General features: G+C 74.2%; 19 protein-coding genes. 6 read left to right on the top strand and 13 right to left on the bottom strand.

The window, feature by feature from the left end:
• Entirely contained in the window at positions 1-1,518 is a 1,518-nt protein-coding gene (locus HWY08_RS08195; protein ID WP_176064357.1) for a hydrogenase large subunit, read from the top strand.
• Positions 1,515-2,336 (top strand): NADH-quinone oxidoreductase subunit B family protein, encoded by an 822-nt coding sequence (locus HWY08_RS08190; RefSeq protein ID WP_176064356.1) that lies wholly within the window; start codon positions 1,515-1,517, stop codon positions 2,334-2,336. The genes HWY08_RS08195 and HWY08_RS08190 overlap by 4 nt, the downstream gene beginning before the upstream one ends.
• A gap of 579 nt (positions 2,337-2,915) precedes the next feature.
• On the opposite strand, the gene HWY08_RS22180 is transcribed toward HWY08_RS08190, so the two are convergent.
• Positions 2,916-3,338 (bottom strand): hypothetical protein, encoded by a 423-nt coding sequence (locus tag HWY08_RS22180; protein WP_371869310.1) that lies wholly within the window; start codon positions 3,336-3,338, stop codon positions 2,916-2,918.
• A gap of 230 nt (positions 3,339-3,568) precedes the next feature.
• On the opposite strand from HWY08_RS22180, the gene HWY08_RS22175 reads away from it, so the two are divergent.
• Entirely contained in the window at positions 3,569-3,835 is a 267-nt protein-coding gene (locus tag HWY08_RS22175) for an HNH endonuclease (protein ID WP_371869309.1), read from the top strand.
• Between the two features lie 340 nt (positions 3,836-4,175).
• Here HWY08_RS22175 and HWY08_RS08180 read toward each other — a convergent pair whose 3' ends face one another.
• Positions 4,176-4,757, bottom strand: coding sequence for a histidine phosphatase family protein (locus HWY08_RS08180; protein WP_176064355.1), 582 nt, complete (start codon positions 4,755-4,757; stop codon positions 4,176-4,178).
• Complete coding sequence (locus HWY08_RS08175; RefSeq protein WP_176064354.1) at positions 4,754-5,398, bottom strand: class I SAM-dependent methyltransferase; 645 nt, start codon at positions 5,396-5,398, stop codon at positions 4,754-4,756. The genes HWY08_RS08180 and HWY08_RS08175 overlap by 4 nt, the downstream gene beginning before the upstream one ends.
• Positions 5,399-5,693: 295 nt before the next feature.
• On the opposite strand from HWY08_RS08175, the gene HWY08_RS08170 reads away from it, so the two are divergent.
• Complete coding sequence (locus HWY08_RS08170) at positions 5,694-6,263, top strand: hypothetical protein (protein ID WP_176064353.1); 570 nt, start codon at positions 5,694-5,696, stop codon at positions 6,261-6,263.
• Positions 6,264-6,439: 176 nt separating this feature from the next.
• On the opposite strand, the gene HWY08_RS08165 is transcribed toward HWY08_RS08170, so the two are convergent.
• From HWY08_RS08165 to HWY08_RS08120, 10 genes are all read right to left on the bottom strand, one after another.
• Positions 6,440-7,453, bottom strand: coding sequence for an LPP20 family lipoprotein (locus HWY08_RS08165; protein WP_176064352.1), 1,014 nt, complete (start codon positions 7,451-7,453; stop codon positions 6,440-6,442).
• 69 nt (positions 7,454-7,522) lie between these two features.
• Entirely contained in the window at positions 7,523-8,839 is a 1,317-nt protein-coding gene (locus HWY08_RS08160; protein ID WP_176064351.1) for a COG3014 family protein, read from the bottom strand.
• Positions 8,840-8,859: 20 nt separating this feature from the next.
• Complete coding sequence (locus HWY08_RS08155) at positions 8,860-9,456, bottom strand: penicillin-binding protein activator LpoB (protein ID WP_176064350.1); 597 nt, start codon at positions 9,454-9,456, stop codon at positions 8,860-8,862.
• Between the two features lie 29 nt (positions 9,457-9,485).
• Positions 9,486-10,088 carry an LPP20 family lipoprotein gene (locus HWY08_RS08150; protein ID WP_176064349.1) on the bottom strand — a complete coding sequence of 201 codons (603 nt, stop codon included), beginning with the start codon at positions 10,086-10,088 and terminating at the stop codon, positions 9,486-9,488.
• 208 nt (positions 10,089-10,296) lie between these two features.
• Entirely contained in the window at positions 10,297-11,349 is a 1,053-nt protein-coding gene (locus HWY08_RS08145; RefSeq protein ID WP_176064348.1) for a S66 family peptidase, read from the bottom strand.
• Positions 11,350-11,372: 23 nt separating this feature from the next.
• Positions 11,373-12,848: a nicotinate phosphoribosyltransferase gene (locus HWY08_RS08140; protein WP_176064347.1), complete on the bottom strand. Its 1,476-nt coding sequence runs from the start codon at positions 12,846-12,848 to the stop codon at positions 11,373-11,375.
• Between the two features lie 28 nt (positions 12,849-12,876).
• A complete protein-coding gene (locus HWY08_RS08135) occupies positions 12,877-13,191 on the bottom strand; it encodes a c-type cytochrome (protein ID WP_176064346.1) in 315 nt (104 codons plus the stop codon).
• 36 nt (positions 13,192-13,227) lie between these two features.
• A complete protein-coding gene (dsrP, locus tag HWY08_RS08130; RefSeq protein ID WP_176064345.1) occupies positions 13,228-14,481 on the bottom strand; it encodes a sulfate reduction electron transfer complex DsrMKJOP subunit DsrP in 1,254 nt (417 codons plus the stop codon).
• Positions 14,482-14,497: 16 nt separating this feature from the next.
• The gene (locus HWY08_RS08125; protein ID WP_176064344.1) at positions 14,498-15,427 is read right to left on the bottom strand and encodes a 4Fe-4S dicluster domain-containing protein; all 930 of its coding nucleotides are present in this window, start codon (positions 15,425-15,427) and stop codon (positions 14,498-14,500) included.
• Positions 15,424-15,960 (bottom strand): hypothetical protein, encoded by a 537-nt coding sequence (locus tag HWY08_RS08120; protein WP_235969520.1) that lies wholly within the window; start codon positions 15,958-15,960, stop codon positions 15,424-15,426. The genes HWY08_RS08125 and HWY08_RS08120 overlap by 4 nt, the downstream gene beginning before the upstream one ends.
• A gap of 183 nt (positions 15,961-16,143) precedes the next feature.
• Here HWY08_RS08120 and HWY08_RS08115 point away from each other — a divergent pair, with 183 nt between their 5' ends.
• The gene (locus HWY08_RS08115; protein WP_176064343.1) at positions 16,144-17,319 is read left to right on the top strand and encodes a mannosyltransferase family protein; all 1,176 of its coding nucleotides are present in this window, start codon (positions 16,144-16,146) and stop codon (positions 17,317-17,319) included.
• An 88-nt stretch (positions 17,320-17,407) separates the two neighbouring features.
• Positions 17,408-20,251, top strand: a complete 2,844-nt coding sequence (locus tag HWY08_RS08110) for an aconitate hydratase (RefSeq protein ID WP_176064342.1) — start codon at positions 17,408-17,410, stop codon at positions 20,249-20,251.
• The last annotated feature ends 48 nt before the right edge of the window (positions 20,252-20,299 follow it).

Here is a 20,299-nt window from a genome sequence, read left to right as displayed (position 1 = left end):
GTGTCCGGCCTGCTCGAGACGTGGAACGGCGAGGCGGTGGAGGCGCGCGAGGTCCCGCTCGTCCCGGTGGACCGCTTCCAGGACGGGCTGTGCCAGGCCATCGCGGCCGGCGGCCGCGTCTCGGCGCTCTTCGGCCGGCGCCACGAGGAGAACCGGGTGCTGGTCACGGCGGTCCTCGCGGACGACCGCGAGAGCCGGCTCGGGCTCCTCTCCACCGTGGTCGGCGCCCGCTGGCCCTCGCTGTCGGACGAGTTCCCCGCGCTGCAGGCCTTCGAGCGCGAGCTGGCCGAGCAGTACGGCGTGGTCCCGGAGGGCCACCCCTGGCTGAAGCCGCTGCGGTTCGAGCACGCCCGGATGCCGGTGCGGGACGCCTTCGGCCGCAGCGAGCCCTTCCCCGACATCCCGGGCGACTACCCGTTCTTCCGGGTCGAGGGCGAGGAGATCCACGAGGTGGCGGTCGGCCCGGTGCACGCCGGGATCATCGAGCCCGGCCACTTCCGCTTCCAGTGCCACGGCGAGCAGGTGCTCCACCTCGAGATCAGCCTCGGCTACCAGCACCGCGGCGCGGAGCGGCTGCTGGAGGGGGCGAGCCTGCCGCGCGCGCTGCGCCTGGCGGAGAGCCTCGCCGGCGACACCTCCATCGGCCACGGGCTCGCCTTCTGCCGCGCGATGGAGGCGCTGGCGGGCGTCGAGGCCCCGCCGCGCGGCTCCTACCTGCGCGGGATCGCGCTCGAGCTGGAGCGGCTCGCGAACCACGTGGGCGATTTGGGCGCCATCGCCGGCGACGTCGGGTTCCAGCCCACCGCCGCCGGCTGCGGCGCGCTGCGGGCCGAGTTCCTCAACGCCACCGCCGAGCTGTGCGGGAACCGCTTCGGCCGCGGCCTGCTCGTCCCCGGCGGCGTGCGGGTGGACCTGTCCGCCGGCGACGCGGCGCGGCTCGCCGACAAGCTGGCGAACGCCTTCGCGCGGGTGCGCGAGTCGGTGGCGCTCCTCTTCCGCTCGCCCTCGGCCCGCAACCGCACCGACGGCACCGGCGTCGTCTCGCGCGAGCTGTGCGACGCGCTCGGGCTGGTGGGCCCGGCGGCGCGCGCCTCGGGCGCCTCGCGCGACGTCCGGCGGGACCACCCGTTCGGCCTCTACCGCTTCACCCACCTGCCGGTCGCGACCGGCGAGTCGGGCGACGTCTTCGCCCGGGCCTGGGTGCGGTGGCTCGAGATCGACCGGAGCGCCGGCTTCGTGCTCGATCACCTGCGCGGCCTCCCGGAGGGCCCGGTGCGCGCCGCGCTCCCGGCGCTCCCTCCGGGGCGGCTGGCCGTCTCGATGGTCGAGGGCTGGCGCGGCGAGATCGCCCACGTCGCGCTGACGGACGACCAGGGCCGGCTCGGGCGCTACAAGGTGAAGGACCCCTCGTTCCACAACTGGATGGGGCTCGCCCAGGCGCTGCGCGGCGAGCAGGTGAGCGACTTCCCGCTCTGCAACAAGAGCTTCAACCTCTCCTACGCGGGGCACGACCTGTGATCGAGATCCTCAAGGCGCGGCTGCGCCTCGGCCGCCAGACGGTGGCGTGGCCGGACGGGCCGGCGCGCTTCCCCGAGCGCTTCCGCGGGCGGCCCGTCCTCGACCCGGCGCGCTGCACCGCCGGCTGCGCCGCCTGCCTCGAGGCCTGCGCGACCGCCGCCGTCACCGCGCCCGGGACGCCGGAGATGGCGCTCGACCTCGGCCGCTGCCTCTTCTGCGGCGCGTGCGCCGAGGCCTGCTCCGAGGGCGCGCTCACGTTCACCCGCGACTTCCGCCTGGCGACGCGGACGCGCGAGGAGCTCGTCGTCGCCGGGGACGAGGCGAAGCTCGCCCGCGCCCTCGACGCGCGGATGCGCGCGCTCTTCGGGCGCTCGCTGCGCCTGCGGCAGGTCTCGGCCGGCGGCTGCAACGGCTGCGAGGCGGAGCTCAACGCCACCGGCAACATCCAGTTCGACCTGTCGCGCTTCGGCGTCCAGTTCGTGGCGTCGCCGCGCCACGCCGACGGCCTGGTCGTCACCGGCCCGGTGACGGAGAACATGCTCACCGCGCTCCGCAAGACCTACGAGGCGACGCCCGCCCCCAAGCTCGTCATCGCGGTCGGCGCCTGCGCCATCTCCGGGGGACCCTTCGCCGGCAGCCCGGTCGTGAACGACGGCGTCGCGGGCGCCATCCCCGGCGTGCCGGTCGATCTCTTCATCCCCGGCTGCCCCCCTCACCCCATCACCATCGGCGACGGCCTCCTCCGCCTGCTCGGCCGCGTGACGCACGAGGACCTGCGGGTCGCGACGACGGGAGTGGTCGGGGCCGCGGAGAGCTGAGGGCGCGGGCCGCGCCGCTGGCCACGCGTCGGCCGGCCGGCGCCGGCGAGGCGTCGCATTCCAGCCGCGGCGCCGGCCGCACATCGACTCACGATCCGGTACCGCAGTGCCCGGCGCTCACGCCCCAGAAGTGCTTCCGCTGGCGATAGTTGGTGGAGCGCTCCGGTCCGCGCCCTTCCGGAACTGGTCCATGTGCGCCCTGGGCTCGGACCCTTCGCCGCCGGCGCGGGGCCTTCCGCTGCCGGGAGGGTGGGACCGCTCCGCGGCGCCTGCCGTGCTTCCCTCATCATGACTCACATCTTCGAGGGCATGCGGCCCAGCAGCCGCGGGCGGTCTTGGCGGCGGGCCGGCGGCTTCGGCAGCGACGGCGCGCGGCAGGTGGGCGGCCGGTGGCGCGACGCCGAGCGGCGTTGGCCTGCGGGCGGCGCACGCGAGGCGGAGCCGCGCGTTCGCGGCGGCGGCGCGTGCCCGGCTTACGTGTATTCGCCGATCGTGAATGACGTTGCGCCCGCGGCGCACGCCCCAACGGTGAGCGCGGTTCGCGCTTGACTGCCTTCGCAGCCAAGAGCGCTCGCGCGCTCACGCCTCTTCGGAACCACGCGCCAGCGCGCCATGCTTGGCGGCTGCGAGGCGCTCGGCGCAGCCGAAGGCGAAGTCGGCGGCCCCCTTCTGAAGAGGCGCGGGCGTGGGGGCCAGGGGCCCCCCGGAGGCTCGAAAAGTGCGTGTTACCGTCAGACAACACGCACCGGAGGTCTCATGCTCGACGCCGCTCCCGCTTCCCTCGACAACGCCTCCCTCGTCCACCGCCTGGCCGAGCTGGCCGGCCACGAGCGCCAGGCGCAGGTCGAGTTCCTCCTCCACCTTGACGTCTTCGACCAGCGCCGGGCCTGGGCCGAGGCCGGGTACCCGTCGTTGTGGGAGTGGTGCCTCCGCACCCTCCACCTCAGCGAGGGAGCCGCCGGCCGGCGCATCGCCGCCATGCGCGTGCTGCGCCGGCTCCACGGGCTCGCGGAACCTCTGCGCGACGGGCGCTGGAGAAGCACGGCAAGCGCCCCGGCGCGGTCGCGCCTTCCCGGAATCGGAAGAGCCCCGAGCCGGCGGAGAAGGCTCCAGCCCCGGCCCCCGGTGAGCGCGAGCCCATCCCGGCCGCGGTGCGCCGCGAGGTCTGGCGGCGGGACGGCGGGCGCTGCGCCTGGTGCTCACCGGACGGCCGCCGCTGCGGGAGCACCTGGATGCTGGAGCTCGACCACATCCACCCGGTGGCGCTCGGCGGGCGCAGCACCGCCGACAACCTGAGACTGGTGTGCCGCACTCACAATTCGCTGCACGCGGAGCAGGTCTTCGGGAGGGAGCACATGGACCGGTTCCGGAAGAATACGGACCGGAGCGCTCCACCCACCGCCGCTGGCGGAAGCACTTCTGGGGCGTGCGGCGAGAGCGCGCAAACCGCTGGCGCGACGCCGACGCCTACGCCGGGCCGGCGAGGTACCGGATCGTGAGCCGATCTTGCGAAGGGCGCCGCGGCCGCGGGGCGACGCCTCGCCGGCGCCGTTCGCCGGGTGGCGGCGGGGTGGTCCTCCGAAGGAGCGGAGGTCGACCTGCGGGAGCTCCCCGCCCGATGAACTGGGCGCTGCACCGCCGGTGCCGCGCCGGCGCGCGCCCCGCGAGCGCCTCTGCGGCGCGGCACGTTGCGGTGCAAGCCGCCGAGCGTTTCCGAGCCGGCCGCCGGATCCCTCCCGGCAGGTCGTCCGGAGCCGACGCCGGAGGGCCACCCCGCCGCCCCGCTCGGACCCGCTCTGCGCTCGGACGGGAGTGAATCCCAGGGCCAGGGCGACTGGGTCAGGGCGCCAGGTTCCACCGCCTGATCACGCGCCGCTCCGTCTCGAAGCCCAGCACCGACACGCTGCCCGGGCCCAGGGCGAGCACGCCGCCGGCAGCGGGGGGCAGCCCGGCCCAGCAGGCGGCGAGCACGCGCAGGAGGTGGCCGTGCGCGAAGAGGAGCGCGTCGCCCTCCCCCGCCTCCACCTCGGCCAGCACGCGCCGCGCCCGGCCGGCCACCTGGTCGAGGGTCTCGCCGGGAGACGGGACGCCGTGGGTCCAGACGGTCCACCCCGGGATCTCGGCGCGCACCTCGCTGCTGAGCCGCCGTTCGTACGGGCCGTAGTCCCACTCCGCCAGGTCCGGCACGACGCGGGCGAGCGCCTCGTAGCCGGCGAGCGCGCAGGTCTGGCGGGCGCGGCGCAGCGGGCTCACCAGCACCTGCCCGAAGGGGCGGCCGGCGAGGTAGGCGCCCACGGCGCGCGCCTGCCGCTCGCCCTCGGCGGTGAGCGGGATGTCGCTCCGCCCGGTGTGCTTGCCGATGCGGCTCCACTCCGTCTCGCCGTGCCGCACCAGCCAGAGCTCGCGGGCGCGCTCCGTCACGGGCGCCCCTCCCCGGACCTTCCGTAGAGCGCCGTGAACAGGCGGCGCCCGCCCGGGAGCGGCACCACGAAGGCGCGCCGCTCGGCGAGACCGCTCGCGGCCGCGAGCTGGCGCAGCTCCTCCGGGGGGACGAGCCGTGTCTGCTCGACCGCCTCCCGCAGCGCCGCCGCGCCGGGCTGCGCCGGCACCGGGTCGCCGCCCGGCAGCCGCAGCACGACCGAGAGCGCCCCGCCCGGCGCGAGCCAGCTCGCCGCGCGCGGCAGGAGCGCCCGCGGATCCAGGTGCTCGAGCACCATCGCCGCGTGGACCAGGTCGAAGCCGCCCGGCTCGAGCTCCACCTGCTCGGCGTCCGCGCAGAGGAGCTGCAGCGAGGGCCCGAGCCGCATGAAGCGCTGCCGGGCGACCGCCAGGTAGGAGAGGTTCACGTCCACCGCGGCGACGACGCGGGTGACGGCCGGGTCGACGTGCTCGAGGCCGTTGCCGGTCGCGACCCCCAGCACCGCCAGCCGCCGCGGCTGGCGGGCCGCGTACACCTTCTCGAAGAGGGCCGAGAGCGGCGCGGTGAGGCCCGCGCCGGCGGGCCCCATCCACGCCTCGTAGTCGGCGGCCGGGACGAGGGACCAGGGGTTCGCGCGTGCCATGCCCGCGTAGCCTAGCCCACCGGCGCGCAGCGCGCGGGAGGATCGCCCTCCGCGGCCCACCCGCGCCGCCGCTGTGGGCGGGACCGCAGCCGCGCCGCGCTATCGGGTGCGCCGCGGTGCGCGCCGCGGCGCAGCGCGGGCGCCCGCACCCCCGTCGTGCCGCGGGGTTGCGCCGGGGCCCGGCGGCTACACGCTGCGTCACGCGCGACTCCGTTGACGCACCGGTGGTGCATCTGCCCTCATGCGCGCCGGAGCGCGATCCGCGCCCTGACCCCAGCCCTACGGAGCAACGACCATGCGGATGTCCCGTCTCGCCCTCGCCGCGCTCGCGGCGCTCGCCCTGGCTCAGGGCACCCCGGCCGCCGCCCAGGAGCGCAGCGCGCCCAACTCCATCTTCGCCGAGGGCCTCGGCCCCGGGCTGCTCTACTCGATCAACATCGAGCGCGTCTTCGCGGACGACTTCGGCCTGCGCGCCGGCTTCAGCTACATGTCCTTCACGGCGGGGCTCTCCTCGAGCACCGGCGGCACGGTCAGCTCCGCGTCGGTGGGGTGGTTCTCGGTCCCGGTGGTGGCGACGTACCTCGGCCTTCGCTCCGGCAACAACATCCTCGAGCTCGGCGCGGGCGGCATCTACACGCACGCCTCCGGGAGCGCCACCGGCGGCGGCATGCTCGCGACGCGCGCCGGCGACGTGCTGTGGGGTACGGCGGTCCTCGGCTACCGCCGCCAGCCGCTGAACGGCGGCTTCATGTTCCGCGTCGGCGTCTCGGCGCTGGCCGGCAAGGGCCTCGGCTTCGACGCGAAGGACCCCGAGAAGGCGGGCGTCGTGCCGTGGCCGTACCTGAGCCTGGGCGCGAGCTTCTGACCGGCGGACCGGGCCGCGCCGCCAGGCTCACGGCGGCGCTCGGTTGAGTTGATCGCGGCGGCGCCGCCCCGCCGTGAGATCAGGTCCGGCGCCTTTCGGCGCCTCACTTGCGGGGGGAGAACTCTCCCCCCGCAAACACCCCCCATCGCAAGCGCAACTTCAACTGGGCTGCGCCATCAGGGCGCGTCCGCCCACGCCAGCAGCGCGGCCGGGAGCCGCTCCGCGACGCGGGCGCCCGCGCTCTGGGCGGCGCGGCGGCGGGCGTCCGCGTCGAGGGTGGCCGCCTCGCGGGCGCTCTCCTCGAAGCGCACCAGCACCCGCCCGCTCTTCGCCTCGCGCATCGCGAGCGACGCGTGCGCCGTCCACCAGGCCCACCCGTCGCGGTGGCCCAGGTCCTCCAGCGCGCCGGCGACCTCGACCACCAGATCCGGCGCGACCCCGGGCGCCGCCGGGGCGGCCTTCATCCCGAGCGCGGCGAGCCCCTGGGTGACGCCCTCCTCGAGCGCGGGGGCGGTCTCGCCCGCGGCGCTCGCCACCACCACCAGCCGCGCCAGCGCGGCGCTCGCGGCCGCGTCCAGCCTGGCGTACCGGGCCGCCCCGCCCTCCGGCGCCGGGTCGAGCAGGCGCAGGTCGGCCGCGAGCGGCTCGCGGCGGCGCGCCAGCGCGCGCAGGCGCAGCCCCGCCATGGCCGCGGCCACCGGGTCGGAGGCCGACGCCAGCTCCGCCTCCGCCGGCCGTGCCGAGGCGTCCAGCGCGGCCAGGCGCGCCCGGAGCCGCTCGGCCCCGCTGCGGCGGTCCAGCACCGCCAGCGCGAAGATCCGGCGCGTGGCCGGGTCCTGCCAGGTGGCGGCGATCTCGACCCCCTCCAGCACCTTGTCCGTGCTGGTGCGCGTGTCGTCGCTGACCGCCACCTGCGCCGCCGTGGCGGAGGCGCCCCGGACGGTGGCCGTCGACTCCGAGGCGAAGCTGGTGGTGGTGGAGAGCACGCGCGCCGTGAAGACGCGCGCGATCTCGGCCCGGCCCCGGTCCTCGGCCGTGGCGCGGTCGTCGGCGGAGCCGACGCCGGTCAGGTACCGGTGGCGGGGCCACTCGAGGCTCTCCCCGTCGACCCAGTCCGGACGGCCGTCGCGCGCGGGAGCGGGGCCGGCCAGCAAGCACAGTGCGACGGCTGCGACGGCGAGGTGCGGCATGGAAGCCTCCCGCGAAGGGCCGCGGAGGACGCCTCGAGCGCGCGGCCCGGGCCCCTCCGCGGCGCGGCCCTAGATGGCCGACCGGACGTGCGCCCAGGTGCGCTTGCCGGGCTTGGTGTCGACCTCGAGCGTCTCGACCCCGACCACGGCGCCGTTCTCGTCGAGGTAGCTCACGTTCACGAGGTGGTGGCCGGCGGGCAGCCGCAGGCGGGCCATGCGGATCTCCGCCGGCAGGGTGCCCCAGCAGCGGGTGTCGGCCACCTCGGTGGCGGCGGAGGCGGCGCGCGCCACCATGCCGGCCAGCATGCCCCACCCCTGGCCGAGCTGCTGCTTCGTCGTCTCCTCGGCCACCTTGGCGGCGATGAACTTGAGCGTGGCGCGCGCCACGGCGCGGGCGCGGATGGCGGCGTTGCGGTCCTCCAGCGCCTTGGTGGAGATGGCGGCGATGTCCTCCATGAGGACGGTCCGGGCCTTCACCCCATCCACCTCGATCTCCGAGGCGCGGACGCGGAATGGGTCCTGGATCTGCGCCGGGAACGCCACCGTCACCGCGTCGGCGGACACGCCCGCGACGAGCGCGTTCTTCGCCTCCGCGTTGTCCTCGTCCTGGGCGCTGGCGTTCACCACCGCCATGGCGTCGTTCCAGGCCACCTGGATGGTCTGCGACACGCGGCGGGGCGCGACGCCGTTGTAGTGGAGCAGGACCAGCTCGCCGTCGCCGGGCGTGCCGACCCCGGGGTCGAGGATCGGCTCGGGGGTCCCGTAGCGCTCGGTGTACCACCCGTAGTGCTCGCGGGCGCTCGCGATGGAGATGCGGGCGTCGTCGGCCCGGCCGCCGTCCTCGAACAGGAGCGCGGCGAGGTACTCGGCGAAGGCGTCGCCGCGGTACACGTCCTTCGCCCCGAGCTTGTCGCCCAGCTCGGTGAGGAACTCGCTCACCTTCCGCGCCTCCACCACCGCCCCCTCGTTCTGATCCTGGTAGGCGTAGTTGAGGGCCCGCAGCACGTGGAGGAGCGCGCGCTCGTGCGGCTCGCCCCGGTACTCGTCCGTGTTGTCGTTGACGAAGAAGGTGCCGGCGGCGCGGCTGATGCTCTGGGTGTAGAGCGCGTCGAGCTTCTGCTCGGCCAGGTCGAGCAGCGCGTCGCTCTCCTGGAAGCGCCCGGCGTCGTGCAGCACGGCGGCCTTGTCGAGCCAGAACAGGACCGAGTTGTTGTCGCCGTACTGGCTGTCCTTGCCGGCCTCGAGCTGCGCCTCGGCGCCGGCCCAGTCCTTGGCCGCGATCTTGGCGTTCAGCTCCAGCTTGTGCGCGCGGGACGGCCCCGCGCAAGCGACGACCACCAGGGCTGCCCAGGCCAGGCAGGCCCCACTCCAGCGCTTGCCGATCATGTGTTCCCCCAGGTGACGGGCTAGAACGACGCCGAGGCGCGCGCGACGTTCTTCTTGATCTTCTTCTGTCCGTTCCAGACGATCTGGTTCGACTTCAGGTCGAGCAGCTTGAGGTTCACCTGGTACAGCACGACCGACTCGCCACCGTCGCGGTCGCGGACCGAGTTGATCGTGCCGGAGAGCGCGTAGTCGGCGCCCGACTCCTGCCCGTGCGCCTTGCGCGTCGCGTCCGAGGCGTTGAGGTCCTGGTCGGCCCGCTCCATCCGCAGCTCGCCGCGCTCGGACGCGCTGGCCACGAACTGCACGCGGCCCGAGTTGATGAGCGCGCGCTGCAGGTCCTCCACGAAGGTCTCGGTGTTGATGTGCTCCATGCTGTTGTTCCGGACCGTCTGGACGATGACGGTCGGGGCGGCCCCCTTGCGCGCCTGCGCGTTCGCGAGCCACGGGCGCGTGAGGCTGTCCTCGATCATCTCCTCCGCCACCAGCCGGGAGTCGGTGTCGTTCCACCGGCCGCTCAGGTCCTTCACCTCGTTCACGTCCATGCGGCGCACCTGGGTGGTGGCGCAGCCGGCGCAGAGGAAAAGGGTGGCGGCGAGCTTGAGGGGGCGTGCGAGCATGAGGTCTCCGCGGTGGGGCGCTGGGCGGGCTACGGGTGGGCGACGCCGTTCTTCCGGTCGCGCTCGGCCGCCCAGTCCTTGGCGATGCCGTCGGCCCGGCGGTCGATCTCCTCCTTCATCGCGTCGGAGAGCCCCTTCGCGTCGCGCATGCCCTTGAGCGCGCTGGCGAAGGTGGACGCGTCGACGACCGCGATGGCGTAGTAGACCTTGCTGTCGGGGCTGTACCAGGTGCGCGGGACGGACACGCCGTGGAGCGTCTGCTCGACGACGTTCTGCGCCAGGTCGCCCACCTTCTGCGTCGAGTCCTCGCCCGCCCCGGCCTTCGAGAGGCTGTCCTGCGTGATGCGGGTGAACCCGTCGACCTGCGACTTCAGCACTGCCCCCATCTCGCGGCGGGCGCGGGTCTTGGCCGCCTCGATGCCCAGGCTCTGGGACGAGATCGAGTCGGCGGTCCCGACCGCGCACAGGCTGTCCTTCCACTCGGCGAAGGGGCACGGCCCCGACTGGAAGCAGGTCCAGGCCGGCCCCGGGCACTCCGGGGCGGCGATGGTGGGCCGCACCGGCTGGCCGGAGCAGGCGGCCAGCAGCAGCGCGGCGGCGGAGCCCGCGAACGGAAGGGCGCGACGGGACATGAAACCTCCGGAGGCGAAGTGATCGTGACTTTTCGTGACAGTCACAGAGCGTGGATGGTGGCAGACGGCACCGGCCCTGACAAGGGGCTTCCCCGTCCCCTGTCACACCGACAGTGCCGGGTCCACGTGGTGGGTGCCGGTCTCCCCGCGCCCTACGACGGGGGACGACGCCGCGCTGCGTCGGCCGGCCGAGCCGGCCGCGGCGCGCCTAGCGGGCCGGCCTCGCCACCGCCGCCTCCGCCAGCCAGAGCCGCCGCGCCTGGCAGTCGATCTCGACCAGGCCGCCCAGCGGGACGATCAGCTGTGGGTCCGTGCGACCGAAGTCCACGTGGGTGACGATGGGCAGATCGCGGCGCCCGAAGTCCCCCGCCACGACCTCGACCAGGTCCTTCTCCAGCGCGTCGCGCTGCCCCTCGTCGTAGCCGCGCGGCCGCCCCACCAGCAGGCCCGCGATCCGGTCGAAGAGCCCCGCCACCCCGTAGCCGCGCAGCGTCCTCCGGACCGCCTCCGGCCCGGGCAGCACCTTCGAGATCTCGAGGAACAGCACCTTCCCGTCGAAGAAGGAGGGGGCCGGCCACCAGGGCGTCCCCTTCACCAGCTCCAGCGCCTCGAGCCCGCCGCCGAAGAGCCGCCCGCGCACCCGGCCGGCGCCCTGCACCACCCGCCAGCCGCGCTCGTCGCGCCGGAGCCGCGGCAGCTCCGCGTCGCTGGCGCGCTCGGGGTCGCGCTCGAGGTAGCTGCCGTACGGGTGGTACTCGTAGCTCTCGCGCCCCTCGAAGAGCATGGCGCGGACGTGGGTCAGGAAGGCGGTGGGGAGGCCGCGCGCCTGGGCGAGCCCGGACATGACGCTCGGGCCGTGGAAGGTGACGAGGCCGGCCTGGTGCGCGAGCGCCAGGAGCGGCGTCGCGTCCGAGGTCGCCATCAGGATCTTGGGACAGGTCTGGAACACCGTCTGGTCGACGAAGGGCAGCAGGCGCACCACGTCCTCGCCGCCGGCGGTGGCGAGCACGGCCCGGATCTCCGGATCGCGGAAGGCGCGGTGCAGGTCGTCCGCGCGGGCGCGCGGGTTGGCGCGCAGCCACGCCTGGTCGGCGCGGGCCGTCGGGAGGGCGCGCACCTCGAGCCCGAGCTCCTGCCGCAGCACCGCCACGCCCTGCTCGTACGCCCGCGGGAAGCGCGCGGCGAGCCCGGAGGACGGGGAGAAGAGGGCCACCGTGTCGCCCGGCCGCAGCGCGCCGGGGCGGACCAGCTCGTTCGGCATGCGGCTCCCCCTCTCGCGCGGCGTCAGGCCGCGGGCAGCCCGCGCGCCTCCAGGACGAGGCGCGTGCGCAGGTCGAACAGGTTCCGCTCCAGCCCGGCCGGGAACTGGTGCGGGTACACGAACCGCTTCACCCCGGCGTGGAGCGCGGCGAGCTCGCGCGCGGCGTGCCGGCGCGCCTCCTCCAGCGCGGGCGGCGCGTAGACCAGCCGCCCGCCCCGGAAGATGGGCGCGAGGAGGTCCTCCCCCGGGGTGCCGGCCGGGATCTCGCGGCGCCGGGTATGGTCGGTCGGGTCGACGATGGTCGGCGCCGCCGGCAGCCCGGTCAGCTCGTCGTAGATGCAGTCGGCCAGGTAGACGCCGTCGTGGCGGAAGCGGCGCACCTGCAGCACGCCCGGCACGCTCGTCTTGGACGACTGCTCGGAGAGCTTCACCCGGTGCTGCCAGGGCCCGCCGCCGCGCCGCACGGCGCCGAGCTTGTAGACGCCGCCCAGCGCCCCGTCGTCGGCGCCGGTGACGAGCCGCGTCCCCACCCCCCAGGCCGCGATGCACGCGCCCTGGTCGCGCAGGCTGACGATGATGTGCTCGTCGAGCTCGTTCGACGCCATGATGGCGGTGCGCTCGAACCCCGCCGCGTCGAGGCGCCGCCGCGCCTCCTGGGAGAGCCAGGCCAGGTCGCCGGAGTCGAGGCGGATGCCGGCCAGCTCGCCCCCGTGCTCGCGCAGCCAGCGGCCGGTCTCGATGGCGCGCTCGACCCCCGCCAGCGAGTCGTAGGTGTCGACGAGCAGCACGCAGTTCCCCGGCATCGCGCCGGCGTAGGCCCGGAACGCCTCGCGCTCGTCGTCGAACAGCATGACCCACGCGTGGGCGTGCGTGCCCTTCACCGGGATCCCGAACAGCTTCCCGGCGAGGACGTTGGAGGTGCCGGCACAGCCGCCGAGGTAGGCGGCGCGCGAGGCGGAGAGCGCGCCGTCGAAGCCCTGCGCCCGCCGCGCCCCGAACTCGAGCACCGGCGCGCCGCCCGCCGCCAGGCAGACCCGCGCCGCCTTGGTGGCGATGAGCGTCTGGAAGTTCACCAGCGTGAGCAGCGGGGTCTCGAGCAGCATGCACGGGATGACCGGCCCGCGGACGCGCAGCACCGGCTCCCAGGGGAAGACGGCGGTGCCCTCCGGCACCGCGTCGACGTCCACCGCCAGCTCGAGCCGCCCCAGGTACTCGAGGAAGCCCGGCTCGAAGAGCGGCTTCCCGTGCCCGTCGCGCTGCTCGGCGAGGTAGGCGAGGTCGCTCGCGTCGAAGCGGTGGCGGGAGACGTGGTCGATGACCGACTCGAGGCCCGCCGCCAGCGTGAAGCCGCCCTCGAAGGGGTTCTTGCGGAAGGAGAGCGTGAAGACCGCCTCCTCCCCGGCGATGCCGCTCTTCCAGGCGGCCGCCGCCATGGTGAGCTCGTAGAAGTCGGTGAGGAGCGCCAGCGAGGGCCGGTACAGATCGGTCGGGACGGGCATCTCGCGGGCGCTCCTCCGGCCCGGCAGGCTACTTCAGGCCGCCCTTGATATAGGTGGCGACGGCCTTGATCTGCTCGGGGGTGAGCTTCCCCTTGTACGCCAGCATCTTGGGCGGCTTGCCGTTCTCGATGTCCTTCACGATCTCGTCGAGCGGCTCCTTGTCCTCGTGGGTGAGGTCCTTGGCGCCGAGCTTCTTGCCCATGGGCGTCTGGCCCTTGCCGTCGGGGCCGTGGCAGCTCGCGCACTTCTGCGCGAAGAGGGCCTTGCCGTCCTCGGCCGCGCGGGCGGGCGCGGCCACGGCGACGGCGAGGCAGATGGCGAGGGAGGCGACGATGCGGTTCATGCGGGTCTCCTGGGTGACGCGGTGCGCGTGGGCGGCTCAGGCCACGGCGGCGGACTTCCCTGGCGAGGGGTGATCCGCCGCGCGGTCGGGAGCCTGGAACGTGCCGGTCATGATGGGCACCGCCACCTTGACCAGCACCGTGAAGACGAGGAAGCCGACGCCGAAGATGCCGGCCGCGATGGCCCACTCGGTGGCGGTGGGCCGGTACTCGTAGATCTCGCCGAGCGTGTCGGGGGTCATGCCGGGGATGACGAGCCCCATCCCCTTCTCGATGTAGACGCCCGCCCAGATGAGGACGCACCCTGCGTTGAGGGTGACGAAGTTCCGGCGCGTGCGCGGGACGAGGAAGAGCAGGAAGGCCGAGACGCTGCAGGCGAGCGCCAGCCAGGCGAACGGCACCAGCGCGCGGTGCGGCCCGATGCCGCTCCAGAGGTACTGCGTGTAGAGCAGGTGCTCGGTGGCGGAGTAGTACTCCTTGAACACCTCGGCGCCGAGCAGGAACAGGTTCACGAACATGGCGTACGCCATGAGCTCGGCGACCTTGAAGATGGCCTCGTCCTTCACGGCGATGCGGGTGGTCTTCCGGAGGATCTGGAAGAGGATGATCATGACCGCGGGCCCCGAGCAGAAGGCCGAGGCGATGAAGCGCGGGGCGAGGATCGACGCGTTCCAGAAGGGCCGCGCCGCCATCCCGTTGTAGAGGAAGGCCGTCACGGTGTGGATGGAGACGGCGCCCGGGATCGAGGCGAGGACGAGCGGGACGATGAGCTTCCGGTTGTAGTGCTCGCCGCGGTAGCCCTTGTAGAGGATGTGGACCACGACCGTGAGGTTGAGCGCCAGGTAGCCGTTCAGCACCAGCGCGTCCCAGGTCAGCATCGAGTGTGGCCAGTTGGGCGAGCCGAGCAGCGGCAGGATGTGGAGGAAGCGATCCGGGCGCCCCATGTCCACCAGGATGAAGAGCAGGCACATGGTGATGGCGCTGACGGCGAGCAGCTCGCCCAGGATCACCACCTCCTTGATGGGCTCCCACTCGTACACGTAGGCGGGGATGACGAGCAGCACCGCCGCCGCCGCCACCCCGACGAGGAAGGTGAAGTTGCCCACGTAGAAGGCCCAGCTCACCTGGTCCCGCATGTTCGTCGCGATGAGGCCGGTGCGGAACTGGTGGGCGTAGGCGAGGAGCCCGATCAGGATGGCCGCCGCCAGCACGCCCAGCCAGGCGTAGTAGGCGCGGTTGCCGCGCGCGACGAGCCGCGCGCACCCGCGCAGGAAGCCGAGGATTCCGCTCATGGGGCCGTCGCTCCGTTCACGTGGCGTAGAAGTAATAGAACTGCGGGTGCGTCGCGAGCTCCTCCTTGAAGACGAAGACGCGCTTGGTGTCCATCACGCGCCGGATCTCGCTCTCCGGGTCGAGGAGGTTCCCGAACTTGCGCGCGCCCACCGGGCACACCTCGACGCAGGCCGGGTAGCGGCCGGCGCGCGTGCGCTGGATGCAGAAGGTGCACTTCTCGACCACGCCCTTCGGCCGGGGCCGGTTGCCCAGGTAGTGGGTGACCGGGTTCAGCTCCTCCTTCGGCAGCGTCGGCTCGGCCCAGTTGAAGTGGCGCGCGCCGTACGGACAGGCCGACATGCAGCAGCGGCAGCCGATGCACCAGTCGTAGTCGACGACCACGATGCCGTCCGGCTCCTTCCACGTCGCCTGCACCGGGCACACCTTCACGCAGGGCGGGTTCCGGCACTGCTGGCACTGCACCGGCATGTAGAAGTGGCCGGGCCGCGGCACCTGGTCGGCCTCGTAGTAGACCTCGGCGTGGGCGAGGTCCACGCCGCGCGCCTTGTCCATCTCGAGCACCCGGATCCAGTGGATCTGGGGGTTCTTGCGGCTCTGGTTGTTCTCCTTCACGCACGCGTAGACGCACCGGCGGCAGCCGACGCAGCGCGAGAGGTCGAGCCCGTAGCCGAACTCGACCCCGGGCTGCGCCGGCGCGCCGGAGACGGTCACCGCCCGGCCGTACTTCGCGCTGTGCTTCCGCTCCAGGCTGGCGAGCACCTTCTGCACGTCGCCCTTCGAGAGCTCGCGGAAGCTCTTGCGGAAGAAGTCCTCCAGCCCGCAGCCGGAGAGCGCCGCCACGGCGGCGCCGGCGGCCGCCGTCCGCATGAAGCTGCGCCGCCCCGGGTCAGCCGGCGCCTCCGGGAGGACCGGGAGGCTCTGCGGGGTCCTTCGCTCGCCGCTCATCGGCGCATCTCCTCCGGCCGCGCGGGGCGCGGCTCGGGCGTGAGGGGCTTGAAGCGGGGCGAGTGCGGGTTGTGGCAGTTCACGCACAGGAAGTAGGTCTTCTGGCCGTTCCACTGGCCGACCCGCTTCCCGTGCACCCCCACCCGCCAGTCGCGGTACTTGTCGCCGTGGCACTGCCCGCACAGCCGGTAGGACTCGGTGAAGGGCACCGGATCCCCGTTCGAGAGGTGGAGCACGTCGCGGTTCTCGTTGGAGTGACAGTCGAGGCACCACCGGTGCTCGGCGTCGTGCTCGAAGTGGATGTCGTCGTGGAAGCCCAGCTCCCGGCGGGTCCTGTCGCCGGGGGTGGTGTGGCACTGGGTGCAGGGGAAGATCCCGGGCGTGAAGGGCGGCGGCTCGGCCTGGAACTGGCCCGGCTTCTCCGGCGGCGGCCGCGCTGCGGGCGCCGGCGCGGCCTCGCTCGCCAGCGCGGGCCGGGCGCACAGCGCCGCCAGCGCCAGGACCCGCACCACGTCCTGCACGACTCGTCTCACGACCTGCCTCCTCCGCGCGACCCGGCGCGGCCCATGGACTCGAGGGGTCCAGCCTAGCGCTCCCCGCGCCAAACCGTTTGATCGGCGTCAAGCCACAGCCCAAAGAACCCTGCCGGAATGCGCAGTTTTTCACGGTGCGTGAGCCCAGGGGCGCGCCGAGGCGCGGCGGTGTAGAACGCGCCTGTGCCTGGACGGCCTCCCGACGCGCGAGGACCCGGCGCCGCGCTCGCCGCGGCCGTCCTCTACCCCTTCCTGCTCACGCGGGCCGGGCTCCTGCTCGTCGCCTGGTTCGCGGCGCAGTTCGCGCCGAGCTGGACCTACTTCGATCCCACCGGCGCGGCGCGCGGCTGGTCGCGCCTCCCCTGGCTCGCCCTCGACGTGTGGGGGCGGTACGACACCGCCTGGTATCTCGACCTGGCGCGGCACGGCTACCGGCCGCCCGCCGAGCTGCTGCGCGAGCAGTCGAACCTGGCCTTCTTCCCGCTCTACTCCTGGCTGGTGCGCGCCGGGACGGCGCTCCTCCCGCCCGCCGCCCGGGCCGGCGAGGCCGGGCCCTATCTCGTGGCGGTGGCGCTCGCGAACGCCTGCGCCCTCCTCGGCCTGGCGCTCGTCTACCTGGTGGTGCGCGACGCGTTCTCCGACGAGCGGCTCGCGCGCCGGACGGCGCTCTACCTGCTCCTCTTCCCGGCCGGCTTCTTCCTCTCCTGCGCCTACACCGAGTCGCTCTACCTGGCGCTCGCCGCCGGCACCTTCTGGCTCGCGCAGCGCGAGCGCTGGGCCTGGGCCGCCGCAACCGGCCTCCTGCTCGGGCTCACCCGCGCGTCGGGGATCCTGGTCGCCCCCGCGCTCGGCCTCCTCTACCTGTCGCAGCGCGGGTGGCGCCTCCGCGCCGTGCGCTGGGACGCGCTGGCGATCACCGCGGCGCCGGCCGGGCTCCTGGCGCACGCGGTCCACCTGGCGCTCCTCACCGGCGACCCGCTGGCGCTCTTCCACGCCCAGGCCGCCTGGCACCGGGCGGTGGCCGCGCCCTGGCGCACCCTCCTCGAGCCCGCCGCCTTCCACCCGAAGATGGGCCCGCTCGAGCTCGCGGGGGCGGTCCTCTTCCTCGCGCTCGGCCTGGCGCTCCTCGCGCTGCGGCGCTGGGCGCTGGCGGCCTTCGCGCTCCTCTCGCTCGCGCCGGTCCTGCTCTCCGGCACGCTCATGTCGGCGACGCGCTTCCTGGCGGTGGTCTTCCCCGCGTTCATCCCGCTGGCGAAGGCCGGCGAGCGCGAGGCGGTCGACCGCGCGGTGGTGATCCTGTTCACCTTCGCCCAGGCGCTGCTGTTCTTCGCCTGGAGCCGCTTCTACTGGGTCGCGTAGCGCGGGCCGGCGCCGCGGCATCCGGCCGCCCCCGCCGCGCGTTGCGCCGCCGCGCCGCCGTCGTAAGGAACAGCGCCGGAGGAGCGACATGGAAGACCGGTTGGGCACGCAGAGGGAGCTCGAGCTCGGCGGCGGCAAGCGGGCGCGCTACCACGCGCTGGCGGCGCTGGAGCAGCAGGGGTTCGGCGCCATGGGGCGGCTGCCGGTCTCGATCCGGATCGTGCTCGAGTCCCTGGCGCGCAACTGCGACGGGCACCGGGTCCGCGAGGAGGACGTCCGGGCGCTGGCCGGGTGGCAGCCGGACGCGCCGCGCACGCGCGAGGTGCCGTTCGTCGTCGGGCGCGTCCTCCTGCAGGACTTCACCGGCGTGCCGCTCCTCGTCGACCTGGCCGCGATGCGCTCCGCCATGGCGCGGCTGGGGCAGGACCCGCGGCGCGTCGAGCCGCGCGTGCCGGTGGACCTGGTCATCGACCACTCGGTGCAGGTGGACGCGTTCGGCTCCCCCGACGCGCTCGAGCGCAACGTGGAGATGGAGTTCCACCGCAACCGGCAGCGGTACGAGTTCCTGAAGTGGGGGACGCAGGCCTTCGAGACCTTCCGCATCGTGCCCCCCGGGCTCGGCATCTGCCACCAGGTGAACCTCGAGTACCTGGCGCGGGGCGTGCTGGAGCAGGGCGGGGTGCTCTACCCGGACACGCTCGTCGGCACCGACTCGCACACCACCATGATCAACGGCCTCGGCATCGTGGGCTGGGGCGTGGGCGGCATCGAGGCCGAGGCGGCCATGCTGGGCCAGCCCTCCGCCTTCCTCACGCCGGACGTGGTGGGCGTCCACCTCCACGGCGCGCTGCGCGCCGGCGTCACCGGCACCGACCTCGTCCTCACCGTCACCGAGCTGCTCCGCCGGACCAAGGTGGTGGGGAAGTTCGTCGAGTTCCACGGCGAGGGCGCGGCCGCCCTGCCCGCGCCGATGCGCGCCACCATCGCCAACATGGCGCCCGAGTACGGCGCCACGCTGGGCCTCTTCCCGGTGGACGAGCAGACCCTGCGCTACTTCGAGGCGACGGGCCGGCCCGCCGAGCAGGTGCGGCTCATCCGCGCCTACTACGAGGCGCAGGGGCTGTTCGGCACCCCGCGCCAGGGCGCGTGCGACTACTCGCAGGTGGTCGACCTCGACCTCGCCTCGGTGGAGCCGTCGGTGGCGGGCCCGAAGCGGCCGCAGGACCGGGTGCCGCTCGCCGCGCTGAAGGAGCGCTTCACCTCGCTGCTCACCGCCCAGGGCGGCTTCGCCCGGCCGGCCTCCGAGCTCGGGCAGCGGTACCGCGGCGAGGAGGCGAACGGGACGCAGCCCGGCGGCGGGCTCCAGGAGCCGCACACCGCGCCCACCCGCCTCAGCGTGATGAACACGAACCCGCTCACCGAGCTGGAGATGATGAACAACCGGCCCACGCCCGATCGGGTGGCCGGCGCCTCCGGGCAGGCGCGCCTCGCCACCGCCGACATCGCGCTCGGCCACGGCGACGTCGTCATCGCGGCCATCACGAGCTGCACCAACACCTCGAACCCCAGCGTGATGCTGGCGGCGGGGCTCCTCGCGAAGAAGGCGGTCGAGCGCGGCCTGCGCGTGAAGCCCACCGTGAAGACCTCGCTCGCCCCCGGCTCGCGGGTGGTCACGAGCTACCTCGAGAAGACCGGGCTCCTCGCGCCGCTCGCGAAGCTCGGCTTCGACGTGGTGGGCTACGGCTGCACCACCTGCATCGGCAACTCGGGCCCGCTCGACCCCCGCATCGAGCAGGTGCTCGCGAAGCACGACCTCGTCTGCGCGGCGGTGCTCTCCGGCAACCGCAACTTCGAGGCGCGCATCCACCAGGCGGTGAAGGCGAACTTCCTCATGAGCCCGCCGCTGGTGGTGGCCTTCGCCCTCGCCGGCGACGTCGCGCGCGACCTCACGCGGGAGCCGCTCGGCCAGGGGAAGGACGGGAAGGACGTCTACCTGCGCGACGTGTGGCCCTCGGAGGAGGAGGTGCAGGCGGTCCTCTTCGCCGCCAGCGATCCGGCCGAGTACCGGCGCAACTACCACGACGTCCAGTCGCAGAGCGCCGCCTGGAACGCGCTGCCCGCGCCCTCCGGCGAGACCTACGCCTGGGACGCGCAGAGCACCTACGTCCGCGAGCCGCCCTACTTCCTCCCGTTCTCGAAGGAGCCCGCCGCCCCCGGCGCGCTCCGCGGCGCGCGGGCGCTCGCCATCTTCGGCGAGTCGGTCACGACCGACCACATCAGCCCCGCCGGCTCGATCAAGCCGAGCTCGCCCGCCGGCCGCTACCTGCAGGAGCAGGGGGTGCCGGTGCAGGACTTCAACTCCTACGGCGCCCGGCGCGGCAACCACGAGGTGATGGTGCGCGGCACCTTCGCCAACGTGCGGATCAAGAACCTGATGGTGCCGGGGGTCGAGGGCGGCGTGACCGTGCACCAGCCGGACGGGCGGCAGCTCTCCATCCACGAGGCCGCGCTCCTCTACGAGCGGGAGGGCGTGCCGCTCGTGGTGCTGGCCGGGCAGGAGTACGGCACCGGCAGCTCGCGCGACTGGGCCGCCAAGGGCACGCGGCTGCTCGGGGTGAGGGCCGTCGTCGCCCGCTCCTTCGAGCGCATCCACCGCTCGAACCTGGTGGGGATGGGCGTGCTCCCCTGCCAGTTCGCGGAGGGCGTCTCGGCGGAGAGCCTCGGGCTCGACGGTACGGAGGTGTACGACCTCCTCGGCGTCGAGGGCGCGCTCGCGCCGCGCCAGCAGGTGACGCTCGTCGTCCACCGCCGGGACGGGCGCGAGGAGCGGGTGCCGCTCACGCTGCGCATCGACACGCCGGTCGAGGTGGAGTACTTCCGCCACGGCGGCATCCTGCCGTACGTGCTCCGTCAGCTGGCGGCGCGCGCCTGACCCGGCGGGCTTTCATAGCGAAGCCCACTTGGCCTGATCCCTGCTGCG

Source organism: Anaeromyxobacter diazotrophicus (assembly GCF_013340205.1).
In the GTDB taxonomy this organism is placed as follows: domain Bacteria; phylum Myxococcota; class Myxococcia; order Myxococcales; family Anaeromyxobacteraceae; genus Anaeromyxobacter_A; species Anaeromyxobacter_A diazotrophicus.
Note: the sequence above shows the minus strand (reverse complement) of the source record. Positions and strands in the feature narration are given on the sequence as shown.

Excerpts from the sequence above, each read along its gene's own strand:
- HWY08_RS08175 (WP_176064354.1), bottom strand. The coding sequence starts at position 5,398 with ATGGCACGCGCGAACCCCTGGTCCCTCGTCCCGGCCGCCGACTACGAG.
- dsrP (WP_176064345.1), bottom strand. The coding sequence starts at position 14,481 with ATGAGCGGAATCCTCGGCTTCCTGCGCGGGTGCGCGCGGCTCGTCGCG.
- HWY08_RS08135 (WP_176064346.1), bottom strand. The coding sequence starts at position 13,191 with ATGAACCGCATCGTCGCCTCCCTCGCCATCTGCCTCGCCGTCGCCGTG.
- HWY08_RS08110 (WP_176064342.1), top strand. The coding sequence starts at position 17,408 with ATGGAAGACCGGTTGGGCACGCAGAGGGAGCTCGAGCTCGGCGGCGGC.
- HWY08_RS22175 (WP_371869309.1), top strand. The coding sequence starts at position 3,569 with ATGCTGGAGCTCGACCACATCCACCCGGTGGCGCTCGGCGGGCGCAGC.
- HWY08_RS08155 (WP_176064350.1), bottom strand. The coding sequence starts at position 9,456 with ATGCTCGCACGCCCCCTCAAGCTCGCCGCCACCCTTTTCCTCTGCGCC.
- HWY08_RS08140 (WP_176064347.1), bottom strand. The coding sequence starts at position 12,848 with ATGCCCGTCCCGACCGATCTGTACCGGCCCTCGCTGGCGCTCCTCACC.
- HWY08_RS08145 (WP_176064348.1), bottom strand. The coding sequence starts at position 11,349 with ATGCCGAACGAGCTGGTCCGCCCCGGCGCGCTGCGGCCGGGCGACACG.
- HWY08_RS08150 (WP_176064349.1), bottom strand. The coding sequence starts at position 10,088 with ATGTCCCGTCGCGCCCTTCCGTTCGCGGGCTCCGCCGCCGCGCTGCTG.
- HWY08_RS08160 (WP_176064351.1), bottom strand. The coding sequence starts at position 8,839 with ATGATCGGCAAGCGCTGGAGTGGGGCCTGCCTGGCCTGGGCAGCCCTG.
- HWY08_RS08165 (WP_176064352.1), bottom strand. The coding sequence starts at position 7,453 with ATGCCGCACCTCGCCGTCGCAGCCGTCGCACTGTGCTTGCTGGCCGGC.
- HWY08_RS08125 (WP_176064344.1), bottom strand. The coding sequence starts at position 15,427 with ATGAGCGGCGAGCGAAGGACCCCGCAGAGCCTCCCGGTCCTCCCGGAG.
- HWY08_RS08170 (WP_176064353.1), top strand. The coding sequence starts at position 5,694 with ATGCGGATGTCCCGTCTCGCCCTCGCCGCGCTCGCGGCGCTCGCCCTG.